Here is a 20,971-nt window from a genome sequence, read left to right on the forward strand (position 1 = left end):
CTCATTCTGAGCGTTCACGAAGGCAAAAACGTCAGCAGAATGAGCCGAGCACCCCACCGCAAGCGAAACACCAATGGGGCCGAGACGGCGCATACCATACATCAGCATATCTGTGACAGATATTTCTTGCTACGTCAGTCCTTTCAAGGAAACTCTGTGCAACTTCGGGTCGAGCGGTACGATACCGATCCGGACCATGGGCTCTCCAAGTTCGCCGGTAATTTGACCCAAACGAAATCCCAGTCCCATGACTCCGCCGACGCGAGAGTTTATCACTTTGAGCTACGATAATGAAAATACTGGTCCTGCCCGCTATGTCGACTACCGGCGCAAAGGTGATCATTCGCAACACGTTCGGGCCGGTGCGTAGCCCATTGCCGCTGCCTTAGCGTGATGGTCGATTTCGCAGAGTCTACGTAACTTTTGCGGTCGCTCGAGACCGAACTCGTGCGTCCGCACATGCTGCTGATGCTCGAAAATGTCGGAAACCCGGATATTGAGGAAGCCATCATGTTTCCCGACATCGGCCTCGAAGTTCTGCACGCAGAACTCCCTTGCCTACTGGCGGGGTCGCCTCTCCATCTCGCTCGTGGCAATCTGCGGAAGCGATCCAAATTGTGATGATATTGCGATGGGCAGTCCAAATAGGTCAGCAGCACCTCCAACCTGCCGGTACAAAGGCCGGCGTCTTGAGCGCCGAGGTTCCCGCCGAGTAACTATTGATTGCATCGTGGACGGAGGTGGAAAAAAGCAGGGCCGCATCTCTATGGCTGATCCCGCAAATAGCCTTCCCACTCGGAAAGTACAGAAAATATGGTGTTCGAACTCGGTCCCAGTAGCTCCACCGAGAAGATCCTCGCCTCTGTCGTCATCGCTTTCACCCGTTTTTGTGAGACCGGGTAAGCGCAATGATTTCCAGCGAATCCATAAAAATCTGAATTTATTTTCTTCGCCCCCGAGCAAAACGACCAATGTCACTTCCAACAGGGCGACGGCTAACATTCAACCCGAATCAAAATAAAGGAGATCAACCAGCCCTTTCTACCTCCGACAAACGGACAGGCTTGAAGCTGTCACGAATGATAGATCGACAACATAGGACCAAAGGAGGAAAACCATGTTGTATCCACTGCCCACGAAGACCCTGTCCGCGGACCGCCAACTCGCCGCCACGCGCGCTCATTTCATTGAGCACGGATCAGCCTTGGCAAATGCCGCCGGCCTGATCGGTGGCAATGCTGGCACTGGGCGCGTGTTGCGTCTGATGTCCGATCTGCGCGAGGCTTTCCGTCTCGATCGCGCAATCCGGCGCAGGCTCATCGATCTGCACCGTTTTCTTTCCCTCGACCCCATCATCGGCGACATGGAGCCCGACATGTCGGCAGGACTCCTGCTGGATCCGGCCGGCCCTGAAGTCGAGCAGATCTGTCTGCTCACGGATCGGCTCTTTGATCTTTTGAAAGAGATCGGGAAAATGGACGAGGAACACGAAGCCCTGGCGCTCTCCCTGTCCGTCCAGAGCGCCGCCTGACATGCCTCGCCGACGCCTTCGGGTTCGACGACATGAGTGCTGCGCATTTCTGCGCGACGAGAAAAAAGGAAATGGTAGATGAAATATTACAATCAACTGACGCTCGAAGATCTCCTGGCGAAGACATTGCTGGAACTCGACTTCCTGCACGAGGAGGTCGATCGCAATGTCGCAGGATTGCAGGCGACAGGCCTGAATACCCTGTTGCGCGCCCTTGTCGATCTGCGCCAGGATGGGCCGCTCTCGTCGACCGCTGCGGAGGCTATCCGTCTTGTGCACAACATCCTCGACGCTTCCATCGCAGGGGAGACGCTCGGACACCGCAATGCATTCGACGGAACCAATGATCCTGACCTGGGCGCGATCGGGCGGGTGACGGTGGTGCCGATCCTGTCACACAGCGGAGAGTGCCTCAGGGTGATCAGGACACACTTCCGGAAGATCCTCGCGATGCGCGATCTGCTCGCTGCCCGCATCGACGCAGAGGCCCAAATCGCACGCTGCAGGGCCGCCTGAGGCCGCCCCGCACCCGTCATGCCATGACGGTGCGGTAACAAGCTGCCAGCCGACTTACATCAGGTGGCAGTTTCTGGGGACGCCGACCAGGTAATGGTCGACAGCCTCCCTTAGGCAGTAAAACCTCAACCTGATACGGAAAAGAAGGCCGCGGGCATCCCCGCGGCCTTCTTTCTTGTTCTCCAAGCTCAGTGTCATCAGGCGAAGGCCGGGCTTACCAAGATCTATCGCTGCACCGACCTGCCAGGTCACACTGCATTGTAGAGGAAAAAAGTTCACACTTTTATTTTGGGGGACAGCCAATCGCACCTATATCAATTCAAGACTTCAAATCCATGGTAGGATGGTTCGAGTCTTCCATTCGGCGCGATTACCATCAATAGCCGCCCTTAACTTGTGAAATGGCCAAAATTAGCTTGTCGTCATAACAGCCACCAACTTTCGGGCATAGCTCCCACTTTGAAGACAAGCGATAGAGGCAAGTTATGCACCCTTGCCTAGGGGTTTCAAAATTGTCCCGCTGAATGCTCATCCCTCGATTGCACCGCTGGTTTGTTTATCTTGCTCAGTTCCCACGTTTGCGATGACGCAAACTTATTCGCAAATCGCGCAAACCTTTGGGCATCGCGCACGATTACACGCAATCCTACACTGACTCAGAAATCGAGGTTTTCAACGCTCAATGCATTCTGCTGGATAAACTCGCGGCGGGGTTCGACGACGTCGCCCATCAGTTTTGTAAACAGGTCGTCGGCCTCAGCCATGTCATCGACCTTGACCTGAAGCAGCGTTCTCGCATCGGGATCGAGTGTTGTTTCCCAAAGTTGGCTCGGGTTCATTTCGCCAAGCCCCTTGTAGCGTTGCAGGGAAAGTCCCTTCTCGCCTTCGTCCAGAACCGCTTTCAACAGGTCCAGCGGCCCATGGATCAACTGTCGCCGATCCTTGCGTTCCAATGTGGCGGGAAGGTCATAGACGGCTTGCAGGCTTTGCGTGAAACTGCCCGTCTTGCGGGCCTCGCCCGATCGCAGCATCGGCCCGTCGAGGGTGCGCACCTCTTCAACGCCACGCAAAATGCGTGCCAGACGTATGCCCCGATCTTGCGTAATGCGCCCTTGCCAGCCTTGTTCGTATTCCACAGCGATCAGATCCAGCCGCTTTGCAACCGTATCCGCAACGCCTTGAAGGTCAGATTCGACCGCTCCGGGCACGAAAGCGCCCGCGATGGCCGCTTGTTCAAGGATGTGACGCGGGTAATGCGTTGGGAAAGCATCAAGCACGCGCTTCAATTGGCGTGCCTCTTCGATCACGCGAATAAGATCCTGACCGGCGATTTCTTCGCCATTGCCTTGCCGCAGCAGCGCGCCTTCAACGCCTTGCTGGATCAGGTATTCCTCCATCGCGGCCTGGTCCTTAAGGTAGACCTCGGATTTGCCACGCGCCACTTTGTATAGCGGCGGCTGGGCGATGTAGAGGTAACCCCCCTCGATCAATTCCGGCATCTGCCGATAGAAGAACGTCAGCAGAAGCGTCCGAATATGCGCCCCGTCAACGTCAGCGTCGGTCATAATGACAATCTTATGGTAACGCAGCTTCGATATGTCGAATTCATCCCGTCCGATCCCGGTGCCAAGCGCCATGACAAGGTTGCCGATTTCCTGGCTGCCCAGCATCCGGTCAAATCGCGCGCGTTCGACGTTCAGGATCTTGCCTTTCAGTGGCAGGATCGCCTGTGTGCGCCGGTCACGCCCCGTCTGGGCGGACCCGCCAGCCGAGTCACCCTCGACCAGGAAGACTTCGGTCTTGGAAGGGTCTTTTTCGGAACAATCCTTGAGCTTGCCGGCGAGGAAATTCACATCCATCGCCGTCTTGCGCCGGGTCAGTTCCCGCGCCTTTCGGGCGGCTTCGCGCGCCATTGCGGCCTCGACGATCTTGCCAACGATCTGCTTGGCCTGGTTCGGGTTTTCCTCGAACCATTCGGCAAGCTTCTCGTTGACCAGACCCTCGACAGCCGGGCGCACCTCTGACGATACAAGCTTGTCCTTGGTCTGGCTGGAGAATTTCGGGTCCGGCACCTTGACCGACAGGACACAGGTCAGCCCCTCGCGGGCATCGTCGCCGGTAAAACTGATCTTCTCGCGCTTGGCGATGCCAGAAGATTGCGCGTAGTTGTTGATTGTCCGCGTCAGCGCCCCACGAAAGCCCGCCATATGGGTGCCGCCGTCGCGCTGTGGAATGTTGTTGGTAAAGGGCAGAACGGTTTCGTGGTAGCTGTCATTCCACCACATCGCCACCTCAACGCCGATGCCATCCCGCTCTCCGGTCATGTAGATCGGATCCGGCATGACGGGCGATTTGGACCGGTCGATATATTTGACGAACTCGCGCACACCGCCTTCGAAGAACAGCTCGCTGCGCAGAGGTTCGGCAGGACGTTCATCCTCCAACACGATCCGCACACCAGAGTTCAGAAAGGCCAACTCGCGCAGGCGTTTTTCCAACGTGTCGAACTGGAAATCGTGGTTCGAAAATGTGGTGAGCGACGCGAAAAAGCGGACCTCGGTCCCCTTTTCGCCATTCGCATCCCCGACAACGCGCAGATGTTCGACCGTATCGCCACGCTCGAACCTTGCGTAATGTTCTTTGCCGTTGCGCCAGATGCGCAGTTCCAGCCAATCGCTGAGAGCGTTCACGACCGAGACGCCAACCCCGTGCAGGCCGCCTGACACTTTGTACGAGTTCTGGTCGAATTTTCCGCCCGCATGAAGCTGGGTCATAATGACCTCTGCCGCAGACACGCCTTCTTCGTCGTGAATATCAACCGGGATGCCGCGGCCGTTGTCGCGGACCGAAACCGAACTGTCGGCATGTATTTTTACCGAAACCTTGGTCGCATGACCGGCGAGCGCCTCGTCAATCCCGTTGTCCACGACTTCGTATACCATATGATGCAGACCAGAGCCGTCATCGGTGTCACCGATATACATGCCGGGCCGTTTGCGCACAGCTTCCAAGCCCCTGAGAACTTTGATAGAATCTGCGCCATAGGCTGTTTGTTCTTGCTCGGTATCGGACATGCCGGCCTTCCTTGGTATTTTGCGCATTTTATACCTATCATTGGGGGCATTGTCACGCGATTGACACATGATTTGGTGGTTTGACGGCGTCAAATGACACATCACAACCGCTGCGTGTGCAGCACCCTCAATCGCCGTGGCGCAGCACCTGAGAAACCCCGTCGGTTTCGCTGATTTCCAGACGCTGTGCGCGGGGACCCAGTTCTGAAAAAAGCTCTGCCCCTGTGCCGGTCATCCAGGCCTGTGCACCAAGCGCGCAGACCTCGTCATACAGCGCAGAACGGCGGTTCGCATCGAGATGTGCGGCAACCTCGTCCAGCAGCAAAAGCGGCGGCGCGCCAAAACTGCGGGCAAGTGCACGGGAATTAGCAAGGATCAACGAGATCAGCAGCGCCTTCTGTTCGCCCGTCGAACAATCGCGGGCCGGAACGCCCTTGGCCGCGAAGGTTGCTGCCATATCGGCGCGATGTGGCCCGATCAACGTGCGCCCTGCGGCCATGTCGCGCTGCCGTCCTGTAGCCAGCGCATCACGCAAGTCGGCAGCCGTTTCCGGCATGCCCCCCTCCGACTGGATCAGTTCCAGATCTGCGGTCGGGAATGCGGTTTGTGCTTCGTCCTGCGCCCCCTGCAATTCTGCCAGGGCGGCAATCCGGTTCGCGTGGATCGCAGCACCGGTATCGGCCATCTGGACCTCCAGCGCGGCATACCAGGAGGCGTCCCGCACCATGTCCTTGAGCAGGCGATTGCGCTCCCGCATGGCCTTTTCATAGTCCAGCGAGGCTTCGGCGTGGCCGGGGAAAAATGACAGCGTCATCCGGTCTAGAAACCGCCTGCGCCCATCTGCGCCTTCGATCCAAAGCCGATCCATCGACGGCACCAGCCAAAGCACCCGTCCAATGCGCCCCAATGTCGTTTGCGTCGCGGCCTTTTCGTCAACGCGGACCTGTCGGGGGTTGCCGGCTTGCGATTGAAACGCGACCTCGTGGACATTGGCCAAACTGTGAAGCAGTCCTGTGACCTTCCAGCCAAGCGCTTCCGGCCGTCGCGTCATCTCTTCGGCAGAGGCGCGTCGCAATCCACGGCCGGGCGAGAACAGCGAGATCGCTTCGAGGATATTGGTCTTGCCCGCCCCATTCGTCCCAAACAGTGCCACGGGCCGGGCATCTACCTCCAGCACCGCGCGCTTGTGCGACCGGAAATGCGAGAGTGTGAGCTTTTCCAGATAGAGGCTCGTCATGGATGCTGCACTGCACCATCGGCAGCCCCGACTTCAGGCAAGGATAGCGCGCGCCCTGCCGTCAAACGCGCATGGGCATGACCACATAGACGGCGCTGGTGTCGTTGCCTTCCCGCATCAAAGTGGGATCCCCGGAGGAATTGAACAGGAAAACGGCATTCTCGCGATCCACCTGGCTGGCGATCTCCAGCAGATACTTGGCGTTGAACCCGATCTCCAGCCGCTCATCCGCGTAGGCCACGACCAGCTCTTCTTCGGCGGCACCGCTATCGGGTGCATTCACCGACAGGATCAAGCGGTCTTCGTCCAGTGCAAGCTTTACTGCGCGCGAGCGTTCGGAAGAAACTGTCGCAACACGGTCCACGGCGCGGGCAAAATCGGAGGCGTCAACCTCCATCCGGCGGGTATTTCCCTGCGGGATCACACGGGTATAATCGGGGAATGTCCCGTCGATCACCTTGGAGGTCAGCGTAATTTCCGGCGTGGCGAACCGCACCTTGGTCTCGGAAACCGAGACGGCGATCTGCATCTCGTCGTCTTCCAGAAGTTTTCGCATCTCGCCCACGGTCTTACGCGGAACGATCACGCCCGGCATGTCCTCGGCACCTTTCGGCAGCGGCGCGTCGATCCGGGCCAGACGGTGGCCATCGGTCGCGACGCATCGCAGCACTTTGCCATCCTCGCCATCGGCGACATGCATATAGACACCGTTAAGGTAATATCGTGTTTCTTCAGTGGAGATTGCGAATTTCGACTTGTCGAACAGCCGCCGCAACACCTGCGCCTCTGCCGAGAAGTTAGCCGCATATTCCGACGTCGCCATTACCGGAAAGTCTTCTTTGGGCAGTGTGGCAAGACTGAAATTCGACCGTCCCGCCTCGACCGTCAGCCGCCCGGTGGCACCCTCTTCGCTCAGTGAAACCAGTGCGCCGTCCGGCAGCTTGCGGACAATTTCATGCAGAGTGACGGCAGACACAGTTGTTGCGCCTGCACGTTCAACCTGAGCAGAGGCCTTGTCGACAACCTCGATGTCCAGATCGGTGGCGCGGAATGAGACCGTGTCGCCTTCGGCCTCTATCAACACATTCGCCAGGATCGGAATGGTGTTTCGGCGTTCTACCACCGATTGCGCCTGCGCCACTGCCTTTAGCAATGTGGCGCGTTCCATGCTGAACTTCATTCCTCGACCCTCCGCGTTACCGGGATACACACGGTAGCCGCAGCCACAGGTGGTTCCAAGCGCTTTGTTGGTTTGTCCATTGGATTTTTCGGGTCGTCAAGGGCGTCCGCCGGATCGGGACGCCCGTTGATGCAGATGTGCTGCGATTTCAGGCCTCAAGAGCCCGGCGCAACAATTCCAGATCCTCGGCAATCTGACCATCCTGAACCTTCAGTTCCTCGATACGTTTGACCCCATGCATAACCGTGGTGTGGTCACGCCCGCCAAAGCGACGCCCGATCTCAGGCAGCGATCTGCTGGTCATCTGCTTGCACAGATACATCGCCACCTGCCGCGGACGCGCAAAACTGCGCACCCGTTTCGGTCCGATCATATCACTGAGACGGATGTTGTAATGCTCGGACACTTTGCGCTGAATCTCTTCAATGGTGATTTTTCGTTCCGAAGCGCGCAACACGTCGGACAGACAATCCTGGGTCAGATCCATCGTGATCGGCCGGCCCACCAGCGATGCAAACGCAAACAATCGCGTCAACGCCCCTTCGAGTACCCGCACATTTGTCGAGATCCGCAGCGCAAGGAATTCCAGCACGCCGGATTCAAGCTCCAGATCCGGATATTGCAGGCGATGCCCATCGACCTTGGTTTGCAGAATACCAAGGCGCAACTCGTAGTCGGTGGGGTGAAGATCCACCACAAGGCCGCTTTGCAGCCGCGATTTGATGCGGTTTTCCAGATCCTTGATCTCGCCCGGTGCCCGGTCTGCGGAAATGATGATCTGCTTGTTCTGATCCACCAGCGCGTTGAATGTGTGAAAGAACTCTTCCTGCGTGGAATCCTTGCCGGCGATGAACTGAACATCATCAACCATCAATACATCGACTGACCTGAACATTTCTTTGAAGTCCATCATCTTGCGATCGCGCAAGGCCTGAACAAAACGATACATGAATTGTTCGGCAGAAAGATAAAGTACGTTCATCTGCGGACTGCGCACGCGAAGTTCCCAACTGATGGCATGCATCAGGTGCGTCTTGCCAAGCCCGACCCCCCCATAAAGGAACAGCGGGTTGAAAGTTACCGGACCGCCTTCTGCAACCCGGCGCGCGGCGGCATGGGCCAATTCGTTGGGCTTGCCCACAACGAATGTATCGAACGTAAACCGTGCATCAAGCGGCGCGCCCGGCAATGTGTCGCCTCCGCCAGGTGCCATCGCATCTTTGGACTGCACGGCCAGTTCCGGCCGTGCCGTGGTGGGCTGGCGCGACGCGTTCTGTGCTCCCTGCGGTGCCACCTCGAATTGCAAGCGCCGGATACTGCTCGACTCGGTCGAGAGTTTGGCCAGAATAAGCTCGCCAAAGTTCTGCGAAACGTAGCTGCCCAGAAAGTTAGTGGGCACATGGAACTTTGCCACGCCGTCCTGCACCCCGGAGAATTTCAGCGGCTTTAGCCAGTTCGTATAGTTATTTTTTCCCACAGTCTGGCAAAGACTGTCCTGCAACGCGCCCCATTGTTCCAGTGTCATTTATACCGGCCCCATTTCATGCCATCTCCCAACGTCGACCAACCGCGGCAGCGGCGGACGGCCATATCATCCGGGCAAACAGTTCCTGTCCCCATTGCCGCAACAGCAACGGAACACGAACTGTTTTCACACGCATGATACAGCCATGACAAGCATCGCCAGAGTCCCAAATCCGGCAAGGCAGTACATTCATGACCGCGACACGCGCGCAATTACTGGACTGGCTTGAGGGGTAATACCCCCTAGCTCTACGCCACCTTTTTGGCAGCTGACGTAGGAACGCAGAATGCAAGAGCCTTAAACTCGACCCCTGGCATGTTCTGCCTTCGCCTGTCCCCCCAGCGATGTGACTCGCAAGAACAAACTACCAATTGCGCACCGTCAGCGGCAACCGCTCTTCGATCTTGACTCTCATTAAACACGAAAAGAATCTCTGACCCCTATGCAGGCGGGCCACAACACGAAAAAAGGCACCGCGCAGCGGTGCCTTCATCAAACAATGCGTCAGGTCGGCTTAGGCCAGCGATTTGACCCGGGCGCTCAGACGCGACATTTTGCGCGACGCGGTATTCTTGTGGAACACGCCCTTGGTGACGCCACGCATCAGTTCTGGCTGTGCTGCACGCAATGCGGCTGTTGCTGCGTCCTTGTCGCCAGAGGCAATCGCCTCTTCGACTTTACGCAAATAGGTCCGGATGCGCGACCGGCGCGTCTTGTTGATTGCGAAACGCTTTTCGTTCTGCTTTGCGCGTTTCTTCGACTGAGGCGAATTGGCCATGTGTGTATTCCCAGCTTGCAGGTTCCAAAATTCTTCGCGTCATGAAACCCACATCACGGCACAGCCGATCGGATCGATTCTTGCCAGAGCGGGCATCACGCGCATGTAGCGGCGTCCTATAGACTGCTTGAGCGGCGTTGGAAACCCCATTTCCCAACCAGAAACACCGCAGCCACAAATGCTCGATTGAAAGTTTGCCCGAACTGCCCTGGCAAAACCTCAATCGACACGCCGCGACCCCGCTGCCCCATTCCAACCAACGCGCGCCGCATGCGGGATGGCGGGCGGGACGGCTTTCGGCGTAGCCGAAACAGCGTCCGACGCCATCCCGCTCCAACCAATTCTATCAAGCACCTGGCTTTCGGGGGCAGCCGATCACCTGTCTCGGAACTGCGCTGCGCGCTTTTCAAGAAATGCCGACATGCCTTCTGTCTGGTCCTCGGTGGCAAACATGGACTGAAACAGACGACGTTCGTACAAAATACCCTCTGCAAGCGATGTCTCGTAGCTGCGGTTGACAGATTCTTTCACGGCCATTGAGGTCAGCACCGATTTTTCAGCGATCTTGGCGGCACTCGCCTGAGCTTCTTCCATAAGTTTCTTGGCCGGAACGACCCGGCTTACCAGACCAGATCGTTCGGCCTCGTCAGCATCCATGAAACGGCCGGTCAGATGCATGTCCATTGACTTTGACTTGCCCACGAACCGTGTCAGACGTTGCGTGCCGCCAAGGCCCGCAACCACACCAAGGTTGATCTCGGGCTGGCCGAATTTCGCGTTATCTGCCGCGATGATGAAATCACACATCATCGCCAATTCGCACCCGCCGCCCAAGGCATAACCGGCGACCGCTGCGATGATCGGCTTGCGGATTCGCATCATCTGCTCATGTTCAGTTCCGAAGTAATCGGACAGGAACATGTCGACATAGGATTTCTCCGACATTTCCTTGATATCCGCGCCCGCCGCAAATGCCTTGGCAGAGCCGGTCAGGATGATGCACCGCACTTTTTCATTGCCGTCAGCCTCTTTCAGGGCCTTCACCAATTCCTTCAGCAAATGCGAGTTCAACGCGTTCAGCGCATCCGGCCGGTTCAGCTTGATAGTGGCAATGTGGTCTTCTACCTCGACGATGATCGTCTCATAGGCCATGAAAACTGCTTTCGGTTGTTCCGTTCAGACCCGATTTCTTACCACTTGCGGCCGGTCAATCAAGTTATCTTTGGCATTGCCCGCAGAAGAAAGAGGATCGTCCCGACTGAACGATTCGCTTGACGGACCCTTCACAGCCTTCTGTTCGGCACTTCAAACCTTCGCGACCGTAAACACCAAACCTGTGTTGAAAATACCCCAACTCACCATCTGCCTGTCGGAAATCGCGCAAGGATGAGCCGCCCGCCTCGATCGCCTCTGACAACACATCTCGGATGATCGGAACCAGACGTGCGACACGCTTTTCCGCGATCCTGCCCGCCTTGCGCATTGGCGATATTCCTGCCCGAAACAGCGCTTCACAAACGTAAATATTGCCAAGCCCCGCAACGATCTTCTGATCGAGTAGTGCGGATTTCACTGGCATGTTCCGCCCCCGAAGCGCCCCGATCAGGTGATTTTCAGAGAATTGGTTTCCCAACGGCTCCGGTCCGATTTTGGCCAACAAGGGATGCAGATCCGCCGTGGCGGTTGGCATCAGGTCCATCGCACCAAAGCGTCGCGGATCGTTGAAAGTGATACGCGCGCCATTATCCATGTCGAACACGACATGGTCATGTTTTTCCGCCGCCGGATGCTCATGCGCAAATATTCCCAACGGATCGCCCGAGATCAACATCCGACCCGACATGCCCAAGTGGATCAACAGCGACTCGCCGGTATCCAGATCCGCAAGAATGTATTTCGAACGCCGCCGCAACCGCTCGACCCGAGTTCCGGTCAGCCGGGCGGACATATCGGGCGGAAACGGCCAGCGCAGGTCCGGCCGGTTGACCTGCGCCCTTGCGATCCGCGCACCTTCCATAGCGGGGGACAGGCCGCGGCGGACTGTCTCGACTTCGGGCAATTCGGGCATCGGGGTGTCTCCTGTCGGCAGGGTCGCATTGTAACGGCGGAGCGGCGCTCTATAAGAAGGGTCACACACGAGGATCACAAGGCCCGATGACCCAGGACACTCAGAAAACCACGCATTTCGGATTTGAAACCGTTCCCGAAAACGAAAAGGCCGGACGCGTTCAGGGCGTCTTCAATTCTGTTGCGTCCAAATATGACGTGATGAACGACGCCATGTCGATGGGCATCCACCGGGTCTGGAAAGACGCGATGATGGATTGGCTGGCACCAAGGCCGGGTCAACAGTTGCTGGACGTTGCCGGCGGCACCGGGGATATCGCCTTTCGGTTTCTCAAGCGCGCAGGCCAAGGGCAGGCGACCGTTCTGGACCTGACCGAACCCATGCTTGTCGAAGGCCGCAAACGCGCCGAGGCCGAAGCGATGGCCGATAGCCTCGATTGGATTGTGGGCGACGCGATGTCCCTGCCCTTCCCCGACAACAGTTTTGACGTCTACACCATCTCTTTCGGCATCCGGAACGTGACCCGCCCACAAGATGCCCTGGCCGAAGCGTTCCGCGTTCTGCGTCCCGGCGGTCGCCTGATGGTGCTGGAATTCAGCCAAATACCCAATGACATGATGCAGAAAGTGTACGATCTTTACTCGTTCAACATCATCCCGCGTCTGGGCCAGATGATTGCCGGAGATCGCGACAGCTATCAATATCTGGTGGAATCGATTCGGCGCTTTCCCGATCAAGAGAGTTTTCTGGGCATGGTGCAGGGTGCTGGCTTCGAACAGGCAAAATACCGCAATCTGACAATGGGCGTGGCCTGCCTGCATTCCGGCTGGAAAATCTAGACCATGCGCGGACCCCATAACATCTGGCGCCTGATCCGGACCGGCGCCACCCTGGAACGCACGGGCGCAATGGGCGTCGTGCTTGACGCGTTCGACGCGCCGCGCCCGTTGCGAATTGCCGCGCGCGCCTTGGGTTGGCCATTCAAGTGGCTGGGCTACAAGGGCGATCCGTCCATGCCGCCCGCCACACGCGCACTGACCGCTCTTGGCCCTGCCTACATCAAGTTCGGGCAGGTTCTGTCGACGCGGCCGGATGTTGTCGGCGACGAGCTTGCTGTGCAACTGCGTGTCCTGCAAGACAAGCTGCCGCCCTTCTCGACCGCTTTGGCAAAGGCAGAGATTGAGCGGGAGCTGGAAATCCCGGCCGACACCATCTTTTCAGAATTCGGCGAACCGGTGGCGGCGGCGTCGATTGCGCAGGTTCACAAGGCCCGTATCGCTGAAACCGGCGAAACCGTCGCCGTAAAGGTTTTGCGTCCAGGGATCGAGAAAGCCTTTCGCAAGGACATCGACGCGTTTTATTTTGCGGCGCGCATGGTCGAACTTCTGTCCCCGTCGTCGCGCCGCCTGCGCCCGATGGAGGTCATCACCCATTTTGAAGGCGTGGTTCTGGGCGAGCTTGATCTGCGCCTGGAATCGGCGTCCGCTTCCGAATTTGCTGCCAATACGGTGGGCGATGAAGGCTTTGAATTACCTCAGGTCAAATGGTCCCTGTCAGCCCGTCGCGTGATGACCCTGGGCTGGGCGGAAGGTGTCCCGATGGGCGACAACGCGGCCATTGACGCCGCCGGACATGACCGCCGCGCGATCAGCGAAAGAGCGCTGCAACTTTTCCTGAAACACGCCCTGCGCGATGGTTTTTTCCACGCAGACATGCATCAAGGCAACCTGAAGGTTGCTCCGAACGGAAATATCATCGCCTACGATTTCGGGATCATGGGCCATATCGATGAATATACGCGCCGGGTCTATGCCGAAATTCTGTTCGGCTTTATTCGTCGTGATTACAAACGTGTCGCCGAGGTGCATTTCGAGGCGGGCTACGTTCCTGCTGACCGGGACGTGGACGAGTTCGCCCGCGCCCTGCGCGCCGTTGGCGAACCGATTTTCGGCATGGACGCAACGCGGATCTCGATGGGCCGCTTGTTGTCCTACCTGTTTGAGGTGACCGAGCGTTTCGGGATGGAAACCCGCACCGAGTTGATTCTTCTGCAACGCACGATGGTCGTCGTCGAAGGCGTTGCACGGTCACTCAACCCGCAGATGAATATCTGGGAAGTCGCCAAACCGGTTGTCGAGGATTACATCAAACAGTCCATCGGGCCTCGTGCAGTGGCGCGCGATCTGGCCCGGACGGCGAAGGTCATGGCCCGCTTTGGACCTCGGCTGCCGGGATTGGTTGAAGCAGCGCTTATCCGTCAGTCAGAGCCGACACCTGTCGAAAAACCTCGGACCGGGCGCATACGGTCAATCTGGATGGTGCTGGGATTGACCATCGGCATCGGAACCACCTTGGTAATCCAAGCCGTATTCTGATCGCGTTTCAGGATGTGTACCCTGAGTCACTGACCCATAGTTGTCCGACAAAATGAAAGCGGCGACCCATGGGCCGCCGCTTTCACATTCAGATCCGCTCGAAGGGTTTAGGTGCCCGATGAGGATGCTGCAATCACCACGATTGCGGCAACGCCGGCAACAATGCCGAGCGCCGGAACGGCCGACAGGCCTTGGGTGGCGACGAAGGGATCGCTGTCGACGGCTGCGGGTTCAGCAGCCAGCGGAGCAGCGGTCGAAACGGCAACAGCTGCGACTGCGACGATCATCGAAAACTTTTTCATAATTCTCTCCAGACTGTACTTTTAGGGGCGCAAAGCACCTCATGCTTTCATCTTATACATGATGTGATCGTCGTTCAAACCTGTTTCTATAGTCGATCAGGCATGTTTTCTCTGGATTGCAGCATCGCGACATTCAGGCAACACCACAAGGTTACGTTGAATGATAAAAGGCTTATACACCCAAGAGGAAAACTAACCAGTTTGCTTGCGTGTTCAGGAGCGTGTGTTTTTCGCCATGGGCAATGGCGGGCGAAGCAAAGACTCTGCAAGGTCGCCTGAGCAATCGGTCAGAAAAGTCATGCAGGTCACTTCCATGCCAAATTCACAGATGGATCGCACTTGCAAGAAGCGACAATCTACCAACCCTCAGGCTGACCGTAACGCAATGACTTCATCAGATGCTATTTCTGTACCGCCCGCCAACCCAAGAACGACTCCACCAGAGACTGTTCGCGCTTCGACGATTCGCGCATAGACTGAAACCGGAAGCGTGTCAGTGTCGCCGTCTGCTCCGGTTGCGATCGCCTCGAACTCGTAATTGCCTCTAGGCAACACTTGTCCTGACTCAGTTTTACCCGCCCACTCAATAATCCCTTCTTCGCCGGTAATGTCTTGCCGCGCGACGACTGCGCCGGTGTCATCCTTGACGACCAGCTCTACCCTGCTGGCGTCCTCCGGCATCTCTGGCCGCACAGAAACGGGCGTGCCTGTGAAATAGGCAGGCGCGTCTGACAGTGCGTCCATTCCGACCCAGCCGGACAGTTGAGACAACCCTCCTACATTAAGGGCGGACGATATGTTGCGCAGAAGATCATTAGACAGCACCTGCTGTTCAACTGACGAAAAAGTCGCCAATTGTGTGGCGTAATCCGTCGAATCGACCGGGTTCAGCGGATCCTGATTTTGCATTTGTGCGGTCAGCATGCGCAGGAATGTCTCAAAATCTGAACTGAGGGTTGGCTTACTCGCTGTTGCTTGTGCGGTGCCAGATGATGCGGAATATGCGGGCGGAAGCGTTGTAACTGTGTCCATCGGGTTCCTTTAAATCCTTATATCTATCCCAGTAAGGGCCATTGTCGCCGCTTCCTGAGATCCTTGATTCTGCATGGTGTTTGTTAGATTTTCGGCAGGGCTTGCATGATTCGGCCTGCTATGCTGTTCACCGCTTGAGCGCTCATCGTTGAATGTGAATTCCATTTCTGAATATCCCATCCCTTCGAACTCTTGCGCGAGCAAATCGATATGGCGTCGCAACAGTTCTGTCGTCTCCGGGCGTTCAGAGATTACAGACATTACGATGCCCGCCTCCGTCGTCGTCATCTGGATCTGCACACGCCCCAACTCATCCGGGTTCAAGCGGATCTCAACCCGGTTGTCGGCGGCTCGATGGATCGCCTCAACGATTTGCCGTGTAATATTTTCCGGACGATACATGGCCTGGGTCGCTGCCTTCCGACCCAATTCCTGAATTGGCGTGGTGTAAGGACCCTCGCCTGATTGCTGTTTAATCGCCGCATCAAACTCGACTTCCAGTATTGATTCAGTGACCTGCACAGGAGAATCAGATCTTTCTTGCGCCAAAGTCATCCCAGACGAATAGCCTGCGGTACCATGTTGAGATGCCACAGCGCCCCTGAACGCATGACGGATCGAACTGTCAACGCGCGATGCCGCTGGATGGACCCTAACATCGCCTCCTTCAGCCATGTTAACCTGCTCTTTTTTGGCAATCACGGTTTTCCCATCAGATTCGGTACTCCCTGGTACCTTCGACCCATTGGTCGTCTGGCCGACCAAACCTTGCCTCGCAAGAAGCGGCTGCAATGATCCCGAGCTGCCAGGCATCGCAGACAGCATCTCGGCTGCGATTGGCGCATCGATTCTGTTTGTTGGGTTTTGGCCGGGCACGTTGGGCGACGAAATCAAACCGTCGGCAGAGGCACCGCGGCTTAACGCCACCCTGCTCTTACCATCTGTCCCCAAGGCCGCATTTGTCCCTGATTTGCCGTCTTTTTCTGCATTTAGGCCCTGAGCCTCTTTTTCCCCGTTTGGCGGTTTTGAACTGCTGTCACGAGATGCCAAGGATACCGCCAACCGCTGAGAATGCTCCGCCCCTTTTGCCGCTGAAAAACCAGCGCCGACCGTGCCTTCTGTAGAAAATTCTTCGAAAGCAGTGCTGTCCTCCGTCAGGGCACCTTGTACACCAGCACTATTTTCGTCGTTCGCTTCCTCGTCACTGCGTAGGTCGGCCTTCGTTTCAGAGCTTTTGACGTCTGAAGATGGAGTCTCATCCGGCCTACGCACCGCTTTGTTGATGGTTGTTTCCAAAAACGTTTTGAAATCAGACTTGGGCGTCTCCCGCTTCTGTTTGACCAAATGATTGTCATCTGTAGCGCCATTAAAGCGCAAGAACGGATGTTCTAGCATTCCTGAGCTCCCGACAGTTTCTGTCACTGCACCACTATTACGGACTTTAGTTACCGCATCTTTACCGCTGTCGGATCAAATCGAAGTTAATCAGACCATACTTAGGATCTTTAAATGTTGGTTCAGTCAATTCACCCCCGCAGTATCTCGGTTTCGCCCGGCGATACGGCCTTGATGGCAGCATCCCGTGAGCTGGAGGCTCAGTTTCTGTCCGAGATGTTAAAAGCAGCCGGCTTGGCAGAGGCTCCCGACAGCTTTGGAGGAGGTGCTGGAGAAGCGCAGTTTTCATCATTTCTGAGGATGGAGCAGGCCAGAGCCATCACGCAATCCGGCGGCATCGGCCTGGCCGAAACAATTTTTCACGCATTGAAGGAACGTCAAGATGGCTGAAAATAATATAGACGATGTGCGGGATGCGCTGGATGATCTGCTGAATGCAGAGCGAGAGGCGTTGCTGTCCGGAGATCTGGATCAGATTGGCAGAATGGTGTCACAAAAAGAGACACTGATTGCCAGCTTGAGTGGCGCTGACGTTTCAGACATCACAAGACTGCAACAAAAACTGGCAAGAAATCAAATCCTGCTCGATCGTGCGCTTTTGGGGATTCGTTCAGTTGCCAATCGGCTGGGCAGTCTTCGCAGGATTCGCAGATCGCTTGAAACCTACGATCAATCTGGTCGCAAGTCCGCCCTCGACAGCACGAACCAAAGCCGTATCGAGAAACGCGCGTAATTTCAATAAAATCGCGCATAAGAGCTTGATGTTATTAGCGCTCCATTAGGGATCATTCGCACAAGATAGCCGAGCATCCGATGGGGTGGCGCAGTGACCGGAGCGACCGGGCTGTAATAGTCAGAATGGCGCTTTCGACGCGGATAACCGCGACATGTTTGAACGGGTTAAAGACCCTATTTGAGAAAAGGAAATGCTATGTCTAGCATTCTGACAAACAACAGCGCGATGGTCGCGCTGCAAACTCTGAAATCCATCAACTCTGGCTTGGCTCAAACACAAAGCCAGATCTCAACAGGCAAAAATGTTGCGAGCGCCAAGGACAACTCGGCGATCTGGGCGATCTCGAAAGTCATGGAGTCGGACGTCAAGGGCTTCAAAGCCATCTCTGACAGTCTGTCGCTTGGCGAATCTACTGTTGCAGTAGCACGGCAGGCATCTGAAACGATCACTGATCTACTGACTCAGATGAAGGGCAAGATCGTCGCCGCACAGGAAGACAACGTCGACCGAGATAAGATCAACGACGACGTTACAGCGCTTAAAAATCAGATTGCATCCGTCGTTGGTGCGGCGCAGTTCAATGGTTTGAACCTCGTTAATGGCGGCGGCGGTGCTTCGATCTTGTCTTCGCTTGATCGCGACAGCGCTGGCAATGTTACTGCCTCTTCGATCACAGTAGCTGCACAAGACCTGTCGCAGGGCGGCTATACCGCCAATGATATTTTCTCGGGTAGTTCGACTGGTTCGTCCGGCAACGGTGATGCAGTTGCCTTCGCATTGGACGCCGGGGGCGGCAACGAACAGGTTGAAATTGCTGAGAACGGTCTGCCTTTTGCAGCTGGTGATAAGGTTGCACTGACCGTCGGCGGAGAGACGGTTTCCTACACGGTTACTGCTGACGACGCCGCGTCGACAACGACTGCTGATGTGGTCGCTGTTGCGCTAAAGTCAAAGATCGACAATCTGAATATTGCTGGTTTGACTGTCGATTACGACAGCGGCACCCCCGGAACGCTTGACTTCACCAATGCCGGCGCTGTCGACCTGTCTGTCAGCGGCCAGTTTACCAACGCAGGTTCGGGCGGTCTTGGTGCGCTGGCAGGTATCGACGTTTCAACCGCAGGGGGCGCGACCGCTGCGCTTGCCGCTGTCGAAACCCTCATTGACACGTCAATTGAAGCTGCTGCTGCCTTCGGCTCGGTAGAAGGGCGGATTTCTACCCAGGCTGATTTCATCTCGAATCTTACAGATTCTCTGACATCCGGCATCGGTGCCATGGTGGATGCCGATATGGAAGAGGCGTCCGCGCGACTTCAAGCGCTACAGGTACAGCAGCAACTTGGTGTTCAAGCGCTTTCGATTGCCAATCAAGCACCGCAGTCTTTGCTGTCGCTTTTCCGCTAAACTGATTTGCGGAGGCCGCTTCAACGGCCTCCGCACCCCAATGACCCCCTACATTGCAACTTTCGGAAGGATGTGACGTGAACGCTCACATGTTGGCCCAACGCGCCTACTCAAACTCGGCATCGTCGACACGTACCGCCCGTAGCACTGAATATGAGATCATCGCGAAGGTGACGCACCGAATTCGCGCAACGGCACTTAAGGGCAGTGCGGGCTTTGCGGAACTGGCATCGGCGCTGCACGACAATCGAAAACTATGGACCGCACTGGCGGTCGATGTGGCGGGAGATGGAAACCAGCTGCCTCCATCTTTGCGTGCCCAGATCGTGTATCTTGCTGAGTTTACACAGCGCCACACCGGTGAGGTGCTTAAAGGTAACGCTGGCGTTGCGCCGCTATTGCAAATCAACGCTGCGATCTTGAAGGGCCTTAGCAACGGAGGAGCACAGCGATGACCGGACTGGTGCTAAAACTTGGACCCAAGGAAAGATTGCTTATTAATGGCGCTGTTGTCGAAAATGGCGACCGAAGAAGCCGATTTACCATCCTGTCACCAAATGCCAATATCCTTAGGCTTCGTGATGCGATACATCCCGACGATGCAACAACGCCCGTGCGACGAATTTGCTATTCCGCTCAATTGGTTTTGACTGGTGATGCGGCACCTGAAGTGGTCAAACACCAACTCTTGCGAAGAATCGAAGAGCTCAGCCAAATATTGACTGACGGCGATAGTCGCAAAATTCTCGGCCAAGCAACTGACGCGCTGGTGCGTCAGCAGTTCTATCAGTGCCTTCGCGCCTTGAAAGCACTTATTCCTCGAGAGGACCGACTGCTTGCGGCACATCAACCATGACCTATCAACCCGTCATTCCTACCACAGGCCTATCCGGCTGGAAATTTCTGGAAAGAACTTTGGCAGTGCAGAAGAACACCCATGCCAACTCTGTCACGATCCAGCGGGACACAGACTACTTTAAAGAACACATTGGAAAGGTTGATACGGCAGAGCAGCTAGTATCCGATAGGCGACTTCTAAGAATCGCTTTAGGGGCGTTTGGGCTTTCCGACGATATCGACAGCAAGTTTTTAGTGCAAAAAGTCTTGGAAGAAGGCACCTTAGACCCATCATCCTTGGCGAACAAACTGTCGGACTCACGGTATTCAGAATTTGCGAAGGCATTTGGCTTCGGAGATTTTGATACGCCGCGAACGAAGTTGTCTGACTTTCCTCAAGAAATCGTACAGAAATACCAAAGCCAGACTTTTGAAGTTGCCGTCGGCGAACAAGATGATGACATGCGATTGGCTTTGAACTTTTCCCGTGGGTTGCCGGAAATAGCCAGCTCTACGTCGGGTAACGATACAAAATGGTTCCAAATAATGGGGACGACGGCCCTTCGAGCGGTGTTTGAGACCGCACTTGGTTTGCCAAGCGATTTTGGCTCTCTGGACATCGACAAGCAGCTTGAGACGTTTAAAGAAAAGACAGAACGTTCTTTCGGGACGTCAAACCTAAAGGATTTGTCTGACGCTGCGAGCGTGAATAAAATCGTCGAAACGTTTCTTTTACGTGCACAAATTAAAAATCAGCCCGTAAGTCAAGCTGGAACGATAGCGCTTTCCTTGCTTCAATCTTCCCGTATTTACTAGTTATTCAGGCCTGACATCTGGTGGGTCGAATTGACGGTAAGTCGATCTGGTTCTGAAGGCCGGATTCAGCATGGCTTTGATGATGTGACCGCCCCCCGACGGCATCTCTGTGCCAAGGTGGGTCTGCGATGATCCACAAAGGAGGACGGTCATGTCGGAGATTAT

At 56.1% G+C, this 20,971-nt stretch carries 21 protein-coding genes; 11 read left to right on the forward strand and 10 right to left on the reverse strand.

The features are described 5' to 3' along the window. Positions 1-459: 459 nt before the first annotated feature. From B8991_RS21615 to B8991_RS19965, 3 genes are all read left to right on the forward strand, one after another. On the forward strand, positions 460-621 hold the full coding sequence (locus tag B8991_RS21615; RefSeq protein WP_179141561.1) for a hypothetical protein: 162 nt from the start codon (positions 460-462) through the stop codon (positions 619-621). 496 nt (positions 622-1,117) lie between these two features. Next, positions 1,118-1,531, forward strand: a complete 414-nt coding sequence (locus B8991_RS19960; protein ID WP_084355047.1) for a hypothetical protein — start codon at positions 1,118-1,120, stop codon at positions 1,529-1,531. Between the two features lie 78 nt (positions 1,532-1,609). Further along, the gene (locus B8991_RS19965; protein ID WP_084355048.1) at positions 1,610-2,047 is read left to right on the forward strand and encodes a hypothetical protein; all 438 of its coding nucleotides are present in this window, start codon (positions 1,610-1,612) and stop codon (positions 2,045-2,047) included. A gap of 656 nt (positions 2,048-2,703) precedes the next feature. Here the strand turns inward: B8991_RS19965 and gyrB are convergent. The 7 genes from gyrB to mutM form a co-directional block, all read right to left on the reverse strand. Next, complete coding sequence (gyrB, locus tag B8991_RS19975; protein ID WP_084355050.1) at positions 2,704-5,121, reverse strand: DNA topoisomerase (ATP-hydrolyzing) subunit B; 2,418 nt, start codon at positions 5,119-5,121, stop codon at positions 2,704-2,706. 127 nt (positions 5,122-5,248) lie between these two features. After that, positions 5,249-6,358 carry a DNA replication/repair protein RecF gene (recF, locus tag B8991_RS19980; protein ID WP_084355051.1) on the reverse strand — a complete coding sequence of 370 codons (1,110 nt, stop codon included), beginning with the start codon at positions 6,356-6,358 and terminating at the stop codon, positions 5,249-5,251. Between the two features lie 61 nt (positions 6,359-6,419). Further along, entirely contained in the window at positions 6,420-7,538 is a 1,119-nt protein-coding gene (dnaN, locus tag B8991_RS19985; RefSeq protein ID WP_084355052.1) for a DNA polymerase III subunit beta, read from the reverse strand. Between the two features lie 148 nt (positions 7,539-7,686). Then, positions 7,687-9,063 (reverse strand): chromosomal replication initiator protein DnaA, encoded by a 1,377-nt coding sequence (dnaA, locus tag B8991_RS19990; protein WP_084355053.1) that lies wholly within the window; start codon positions 9,061-9,063, stop codon positions 7,687-7,689. 514 nt (positions 9,064-9,577) lie between these two features. After that, positions 9,578-9,841, reverse strand: coding sequence for a 30S ribosomal protein S20 (gene rpsT / locus B8991_RS19995; RefSeq protein ID WP_084355054.1), 264 nt, complete (start codon positions 9,839-9,841; stop codon positions 9,578-9,580). Positions 9,842-10,216: 375 nt separating this feature from the next. After that, complete coding sequence (locus B8991_RS20000) at positions 10,217-10,993, reverse strand: enoyl-CoA hydratase (protein ID WP_084355055.1); 777 nt, start codon at positions 10,991-10,993, stop codon at positions 10,217-10,219. Between the two features lie 64 nt (positions 10,994-11,057). Beyond that, complete coding sequence (gene mutM, locus B8991_RS20005; protein WP_084355056.1) at positions 11,058-11,909, reverse strand: bifunctional DNA-formamidopyrimidine glycosylase/DNA-(apurinic or apyrimidinic site) lyase; 852 nt, start codon at positions 11,907-11,909, stop codon at positions 11,058-11,060. A gap of 86 nt (positions 11,910-11,995) precedes the next feature. Between mutM and ubiE the strand changes: the two genes are divergently transcribed. Next, positions 11,996-12,748, forward strand: a complete 753-nt coding sequence (gene ubiE, locus B8991_RS20010) for a bifunctional demethylmenaquinone methyltransferase/2-methoxy-6-polyprenyl-1,4-benzoquinol methylase UbiE (RefSeq protein WP_084355057.1) — start codon at positions 11,996-11,998, stop codon at positions 12,746-12,748. A gap of 3 nt (positions 12,749-12,751) precedes the next feature. After that, on the forward strand, positions 12,752-14,284 hold the full coding sequence (gene ubiB, locus B8991_RS20015; RefSeq protein ID WP_084355058.1) for a 2-polyprenylphenol 6-hydroxylase: 1,533 nt from the start codon (positions 12,752-12,754) through the stop codon (positions 14,282-14,284). 107 nt (positions 14,285-14,391) lie between these two features. Here the strand turns inward: ubiB and B8991_RS20020 are convergent, their stop codons facing one another. The 3 genes from B8991_RS20020 to B8991_RS20030 all read right to left on the reverse strand — a co-directional run bounded on the left by B8991_RS20020 (position 14,392) and on the right by B8991_RS20030 (position 17,013). Then, positions 14,392-14,571, reverse strand: a complete 180-nt coding sequence (locus B8991_RS20020; protein ID WP_179141562.1) for a hypothetical protein — start codon at positions 14,569-14,571, stop codon at positions 14,392-14,394. A 381-nt stretch (positions 14,572-14,952) separates the two neighbouring features. Further along, positions 14,953-15,618, reverse strand: coding sequence for a flagellar hook capping FlgD N-terminal domain-containing protein (locus B8991_RS20025; RefSeq protein ID WP_084355060.1), 666 nt, complete (start codon positions 15,616-15,618; stop codon positions 14,953-14,955). A 9-nt stretch (positions 15,619-15,627) separates the two neighbouring features. Then, positions 15,628-17,013 (reverse strand): flagellar hook-length control protein FliK, encoded by a 1,386-nt coding sequence (locus B8991_RS20030; RefSeq protein WP_084355061.1) that lies wholly within the window; start codon positions 17,011-17,013, stop codon positions 15,628-15,630. Positions 17,014-17,127: 114 nt separating this feature from the next. On the opposite strand from B8991_RS20030, the gene B8991_RS20035 reads away from it, so the two are divergent. From B8991_RS20035 to B8991_RS20060, 6 genes are all read left to right on the forward strand, one after another. Continuing rightward, positions 17,128-17,403: a rod-binding protein gene (locus B8991_RS20035; RefSeq protein ID WP_084355062.1), complete on the forward strand. Its 276-nt coding sequence runs from the start codon at positions 17,128-17,130 to the stop codon at positions 17,401-17,403. Then, on the forward strand, positions 17,396-17,746 hold the full coding sequence (locus B8991_RS20040) for a hypothetical protein (RefSeq protein WP_084355063.1): 351 nt from the start codon (positions 17,396-17,398) through the stop codon (positions 17,744-17,746). The genes B8991_RS20035 and B8991_RS20040 overlap by 8 nt, the downstream gene beginning before the upstream one ends. A 198-nt stretch (positions 17,747-17,944) precedes the next feature. After that, the gene (locus B8991_RS20045; RefSeq protein ID WP_084355064.1) at positions 17,945-19,153 is read left to right on the forward strand and encodes a flagellin N-terminal helical domain-containing protein; all 1,209 of its coding nucleotides are present in this window, start codon (positions 17,945-17,947) and stop codon (positions 19,151-19,153) included. Positions 19,154-19,242: 89 nt separating this feature from the next. Next, positions 19,243-19,608 (forward strand): flagellar biosynthesis regulator FlaF, encoded by a 366-nt coding sequence (gene flaF / locus B8991_RS20050; RefSeq protein ID WP_084355065.1) that lies wholly within the window; start codon positions 19,243-19,245, stop codon positions 19,606-19,608. Further along, on the forward strand, positions 19,605-20,009 hold the full coding sequence (gene flbT, locus B8991_RS20055; RefSeq protein WP_084355066.1) for a flagellar biosynthesis repressor FlbT: 405 nt from the start codon (positions 19,605-19,607) through the stop codon (positions 20,007-20,009). Before flaF ends, flbT begins: the two co-directional genes overlap by 4 nt. After that, positions 20,006-20,806, forward strand: a complete 801-nt coding sequence (locus B8991_RS20060) for a DUF1217 domain-containing protein (protein WP_084355067.1) — start codon at positions 20,006-20,008, stop codon at positions 20,804-20,806. The genes flbT and B8991_RS20060 overlap by 4 nt, the downstream gene beginning before the upstream one ends. Positions 20,807-20,971 lie beyond the last annotated feature (165 nt).

This window comes from Primorskyibacter flagellatus (assembly GCF_900176485.1).
In the GTDB taxonomy this organism is placed as follows: domain Bacteria; phylum Pseudomonadota; class Alphaproteobacteria; order Rhodobacterales; family Rhodobacteraceae; genus Primorskyibacter; species Primorskyibacter flagellatus.

Coding starts and splice junctions, on each gene's coding strand:
- B8991_RS20045 (WP_084355064.1), top strand. CDS start 17,945: ATGTCTAGCATTCTGACAAACAACAGCGCGATGGTCGCGCTGCAAACT.
- rpsT (WP_084355054.1), bottom strand. CDS start 9,841: ATGGCCAATTCGCCTCAGTCGAAGAAACGCGCAAAGCAGAACGAAAAG.
- B8991_RS20020 (WP_179141562.1), bottom strand. CDS start 14,571: ATGATCGTCGCAGTCGCAGCTGTTGCCGTTTCGACCGCTGCTCCGCTG.
- B8991_RS20030 (WP_084355061.1), bottom strand. CDS start 17,013: ATGCTAGAACATCCGTTCTTGCGCTTTAATGGCGCTACAGATGACAAT.
- ubiB (WP_084355058.1), top strand. CDS start 12,752: ATGCGCGGACCCCATAACATCTGGCGCCTGATCCGGACCGGCGCCACC.
- gyrB (WP_084355050.1), bottom strand. CDS start 5,121: ATGTCCGATACCGAGCAAGAACAAACAGCCTATGGCGCAGATTCTATC.
- B8991_RS19965 (WP_084355048.1), top strand. CDS start 1,610: ATGAAATATTACAATCAACTGACGCTCGAAGATCTCCTGGCGAAGACA.
- flbT (WP_084355066.1), top strand. CDS start 19,605: ATGACCGGACTGGTGCTAAAACTTGGACCCAAGGAAAGATTGCTTATT.
- ubiE (WP_084355057.1), top strand. CDS start 11,996: ATGACCCAGGACACTCAGAAAACCACGCATTTCGGATTTGAAACCGTT.
- recF (WP_084355051.1), bottom strand. CDS start 6,358: ATGACGAGCCTCTATCTGGAAAAGCTCACACTCTCGCATTTCCGGTCG.
- B8991_RS21615 (WP_179141561.1), top strand. CDS start 460: ATGCTGCTGATGCTCGAAAATGTCGGAAACCCGGATATTGAGGAAGCC.
- B8991_RS20025 (WP_084355060.1), bottom strand. CDS start 15,618: ATGGACACAGTTACAACGCTTCCGCCCGCATATTCCGCATCATCTGGC.
- mutM (WP_084355056.1), bottom strand. CDS start 11,909: ATGCCCGAATTGCCCGAAGTCGAGACAGTCCGCCGCGGCCTGTCCCCC.
- B8991_RS20040 (WP_084355063.1), top strand. CDS start 17,396: ATGGCTGAAAATAATATAGACGATGTGCGGGATGCGCTGGATGATCTG.
- B8991_RS20000 (WP_084355055.1), bottom strand. CDS start 10,993: ATGGCCTATGAGACGATCATCGTCGAGGTAGAAGACCACATTGCCACT.
- B8991_RS20060 (WP_084355067.1), top strand. CDS start 20,006: ATGACCTATCAACCCGTCATTCCTACCACAGGCCTATCCGGCTGGAAA.
- dnaN (WP_084355052.1), bottom strand. CDS start 7,538: ATGAAGTTCAGCATGGAACGCGCCACATTGCTAAAGGCAGTGGCGCAG.
- B8991_RS19960 (WP_084355047.1), top strand. CDS start 1,118: ATGTTGTATCCACTGCCCACGAAGACCCTGTCCGCGGACCGCCAACTC.
- B8991_RS20035 (WP_084355062.1), top strand. CDS start 17,128: ATGTTGGTTCAGTCAATTCACCCCCGCAGTATCTCGGTTTCGCCCGGC.
- dnaA (WP_084355053.1), bottom strand. CDS start 9,063: ATGACACTGGAACAATGGGGCGCGTTGCAGGACAGTCTTTGCCAGACT.
- flaF (WP_084355065.1), top strand. CDS start 19,243: ATGTTGGCCCAACGCGCCTACTCAAACTCGGCATCGTCGACACGTACC.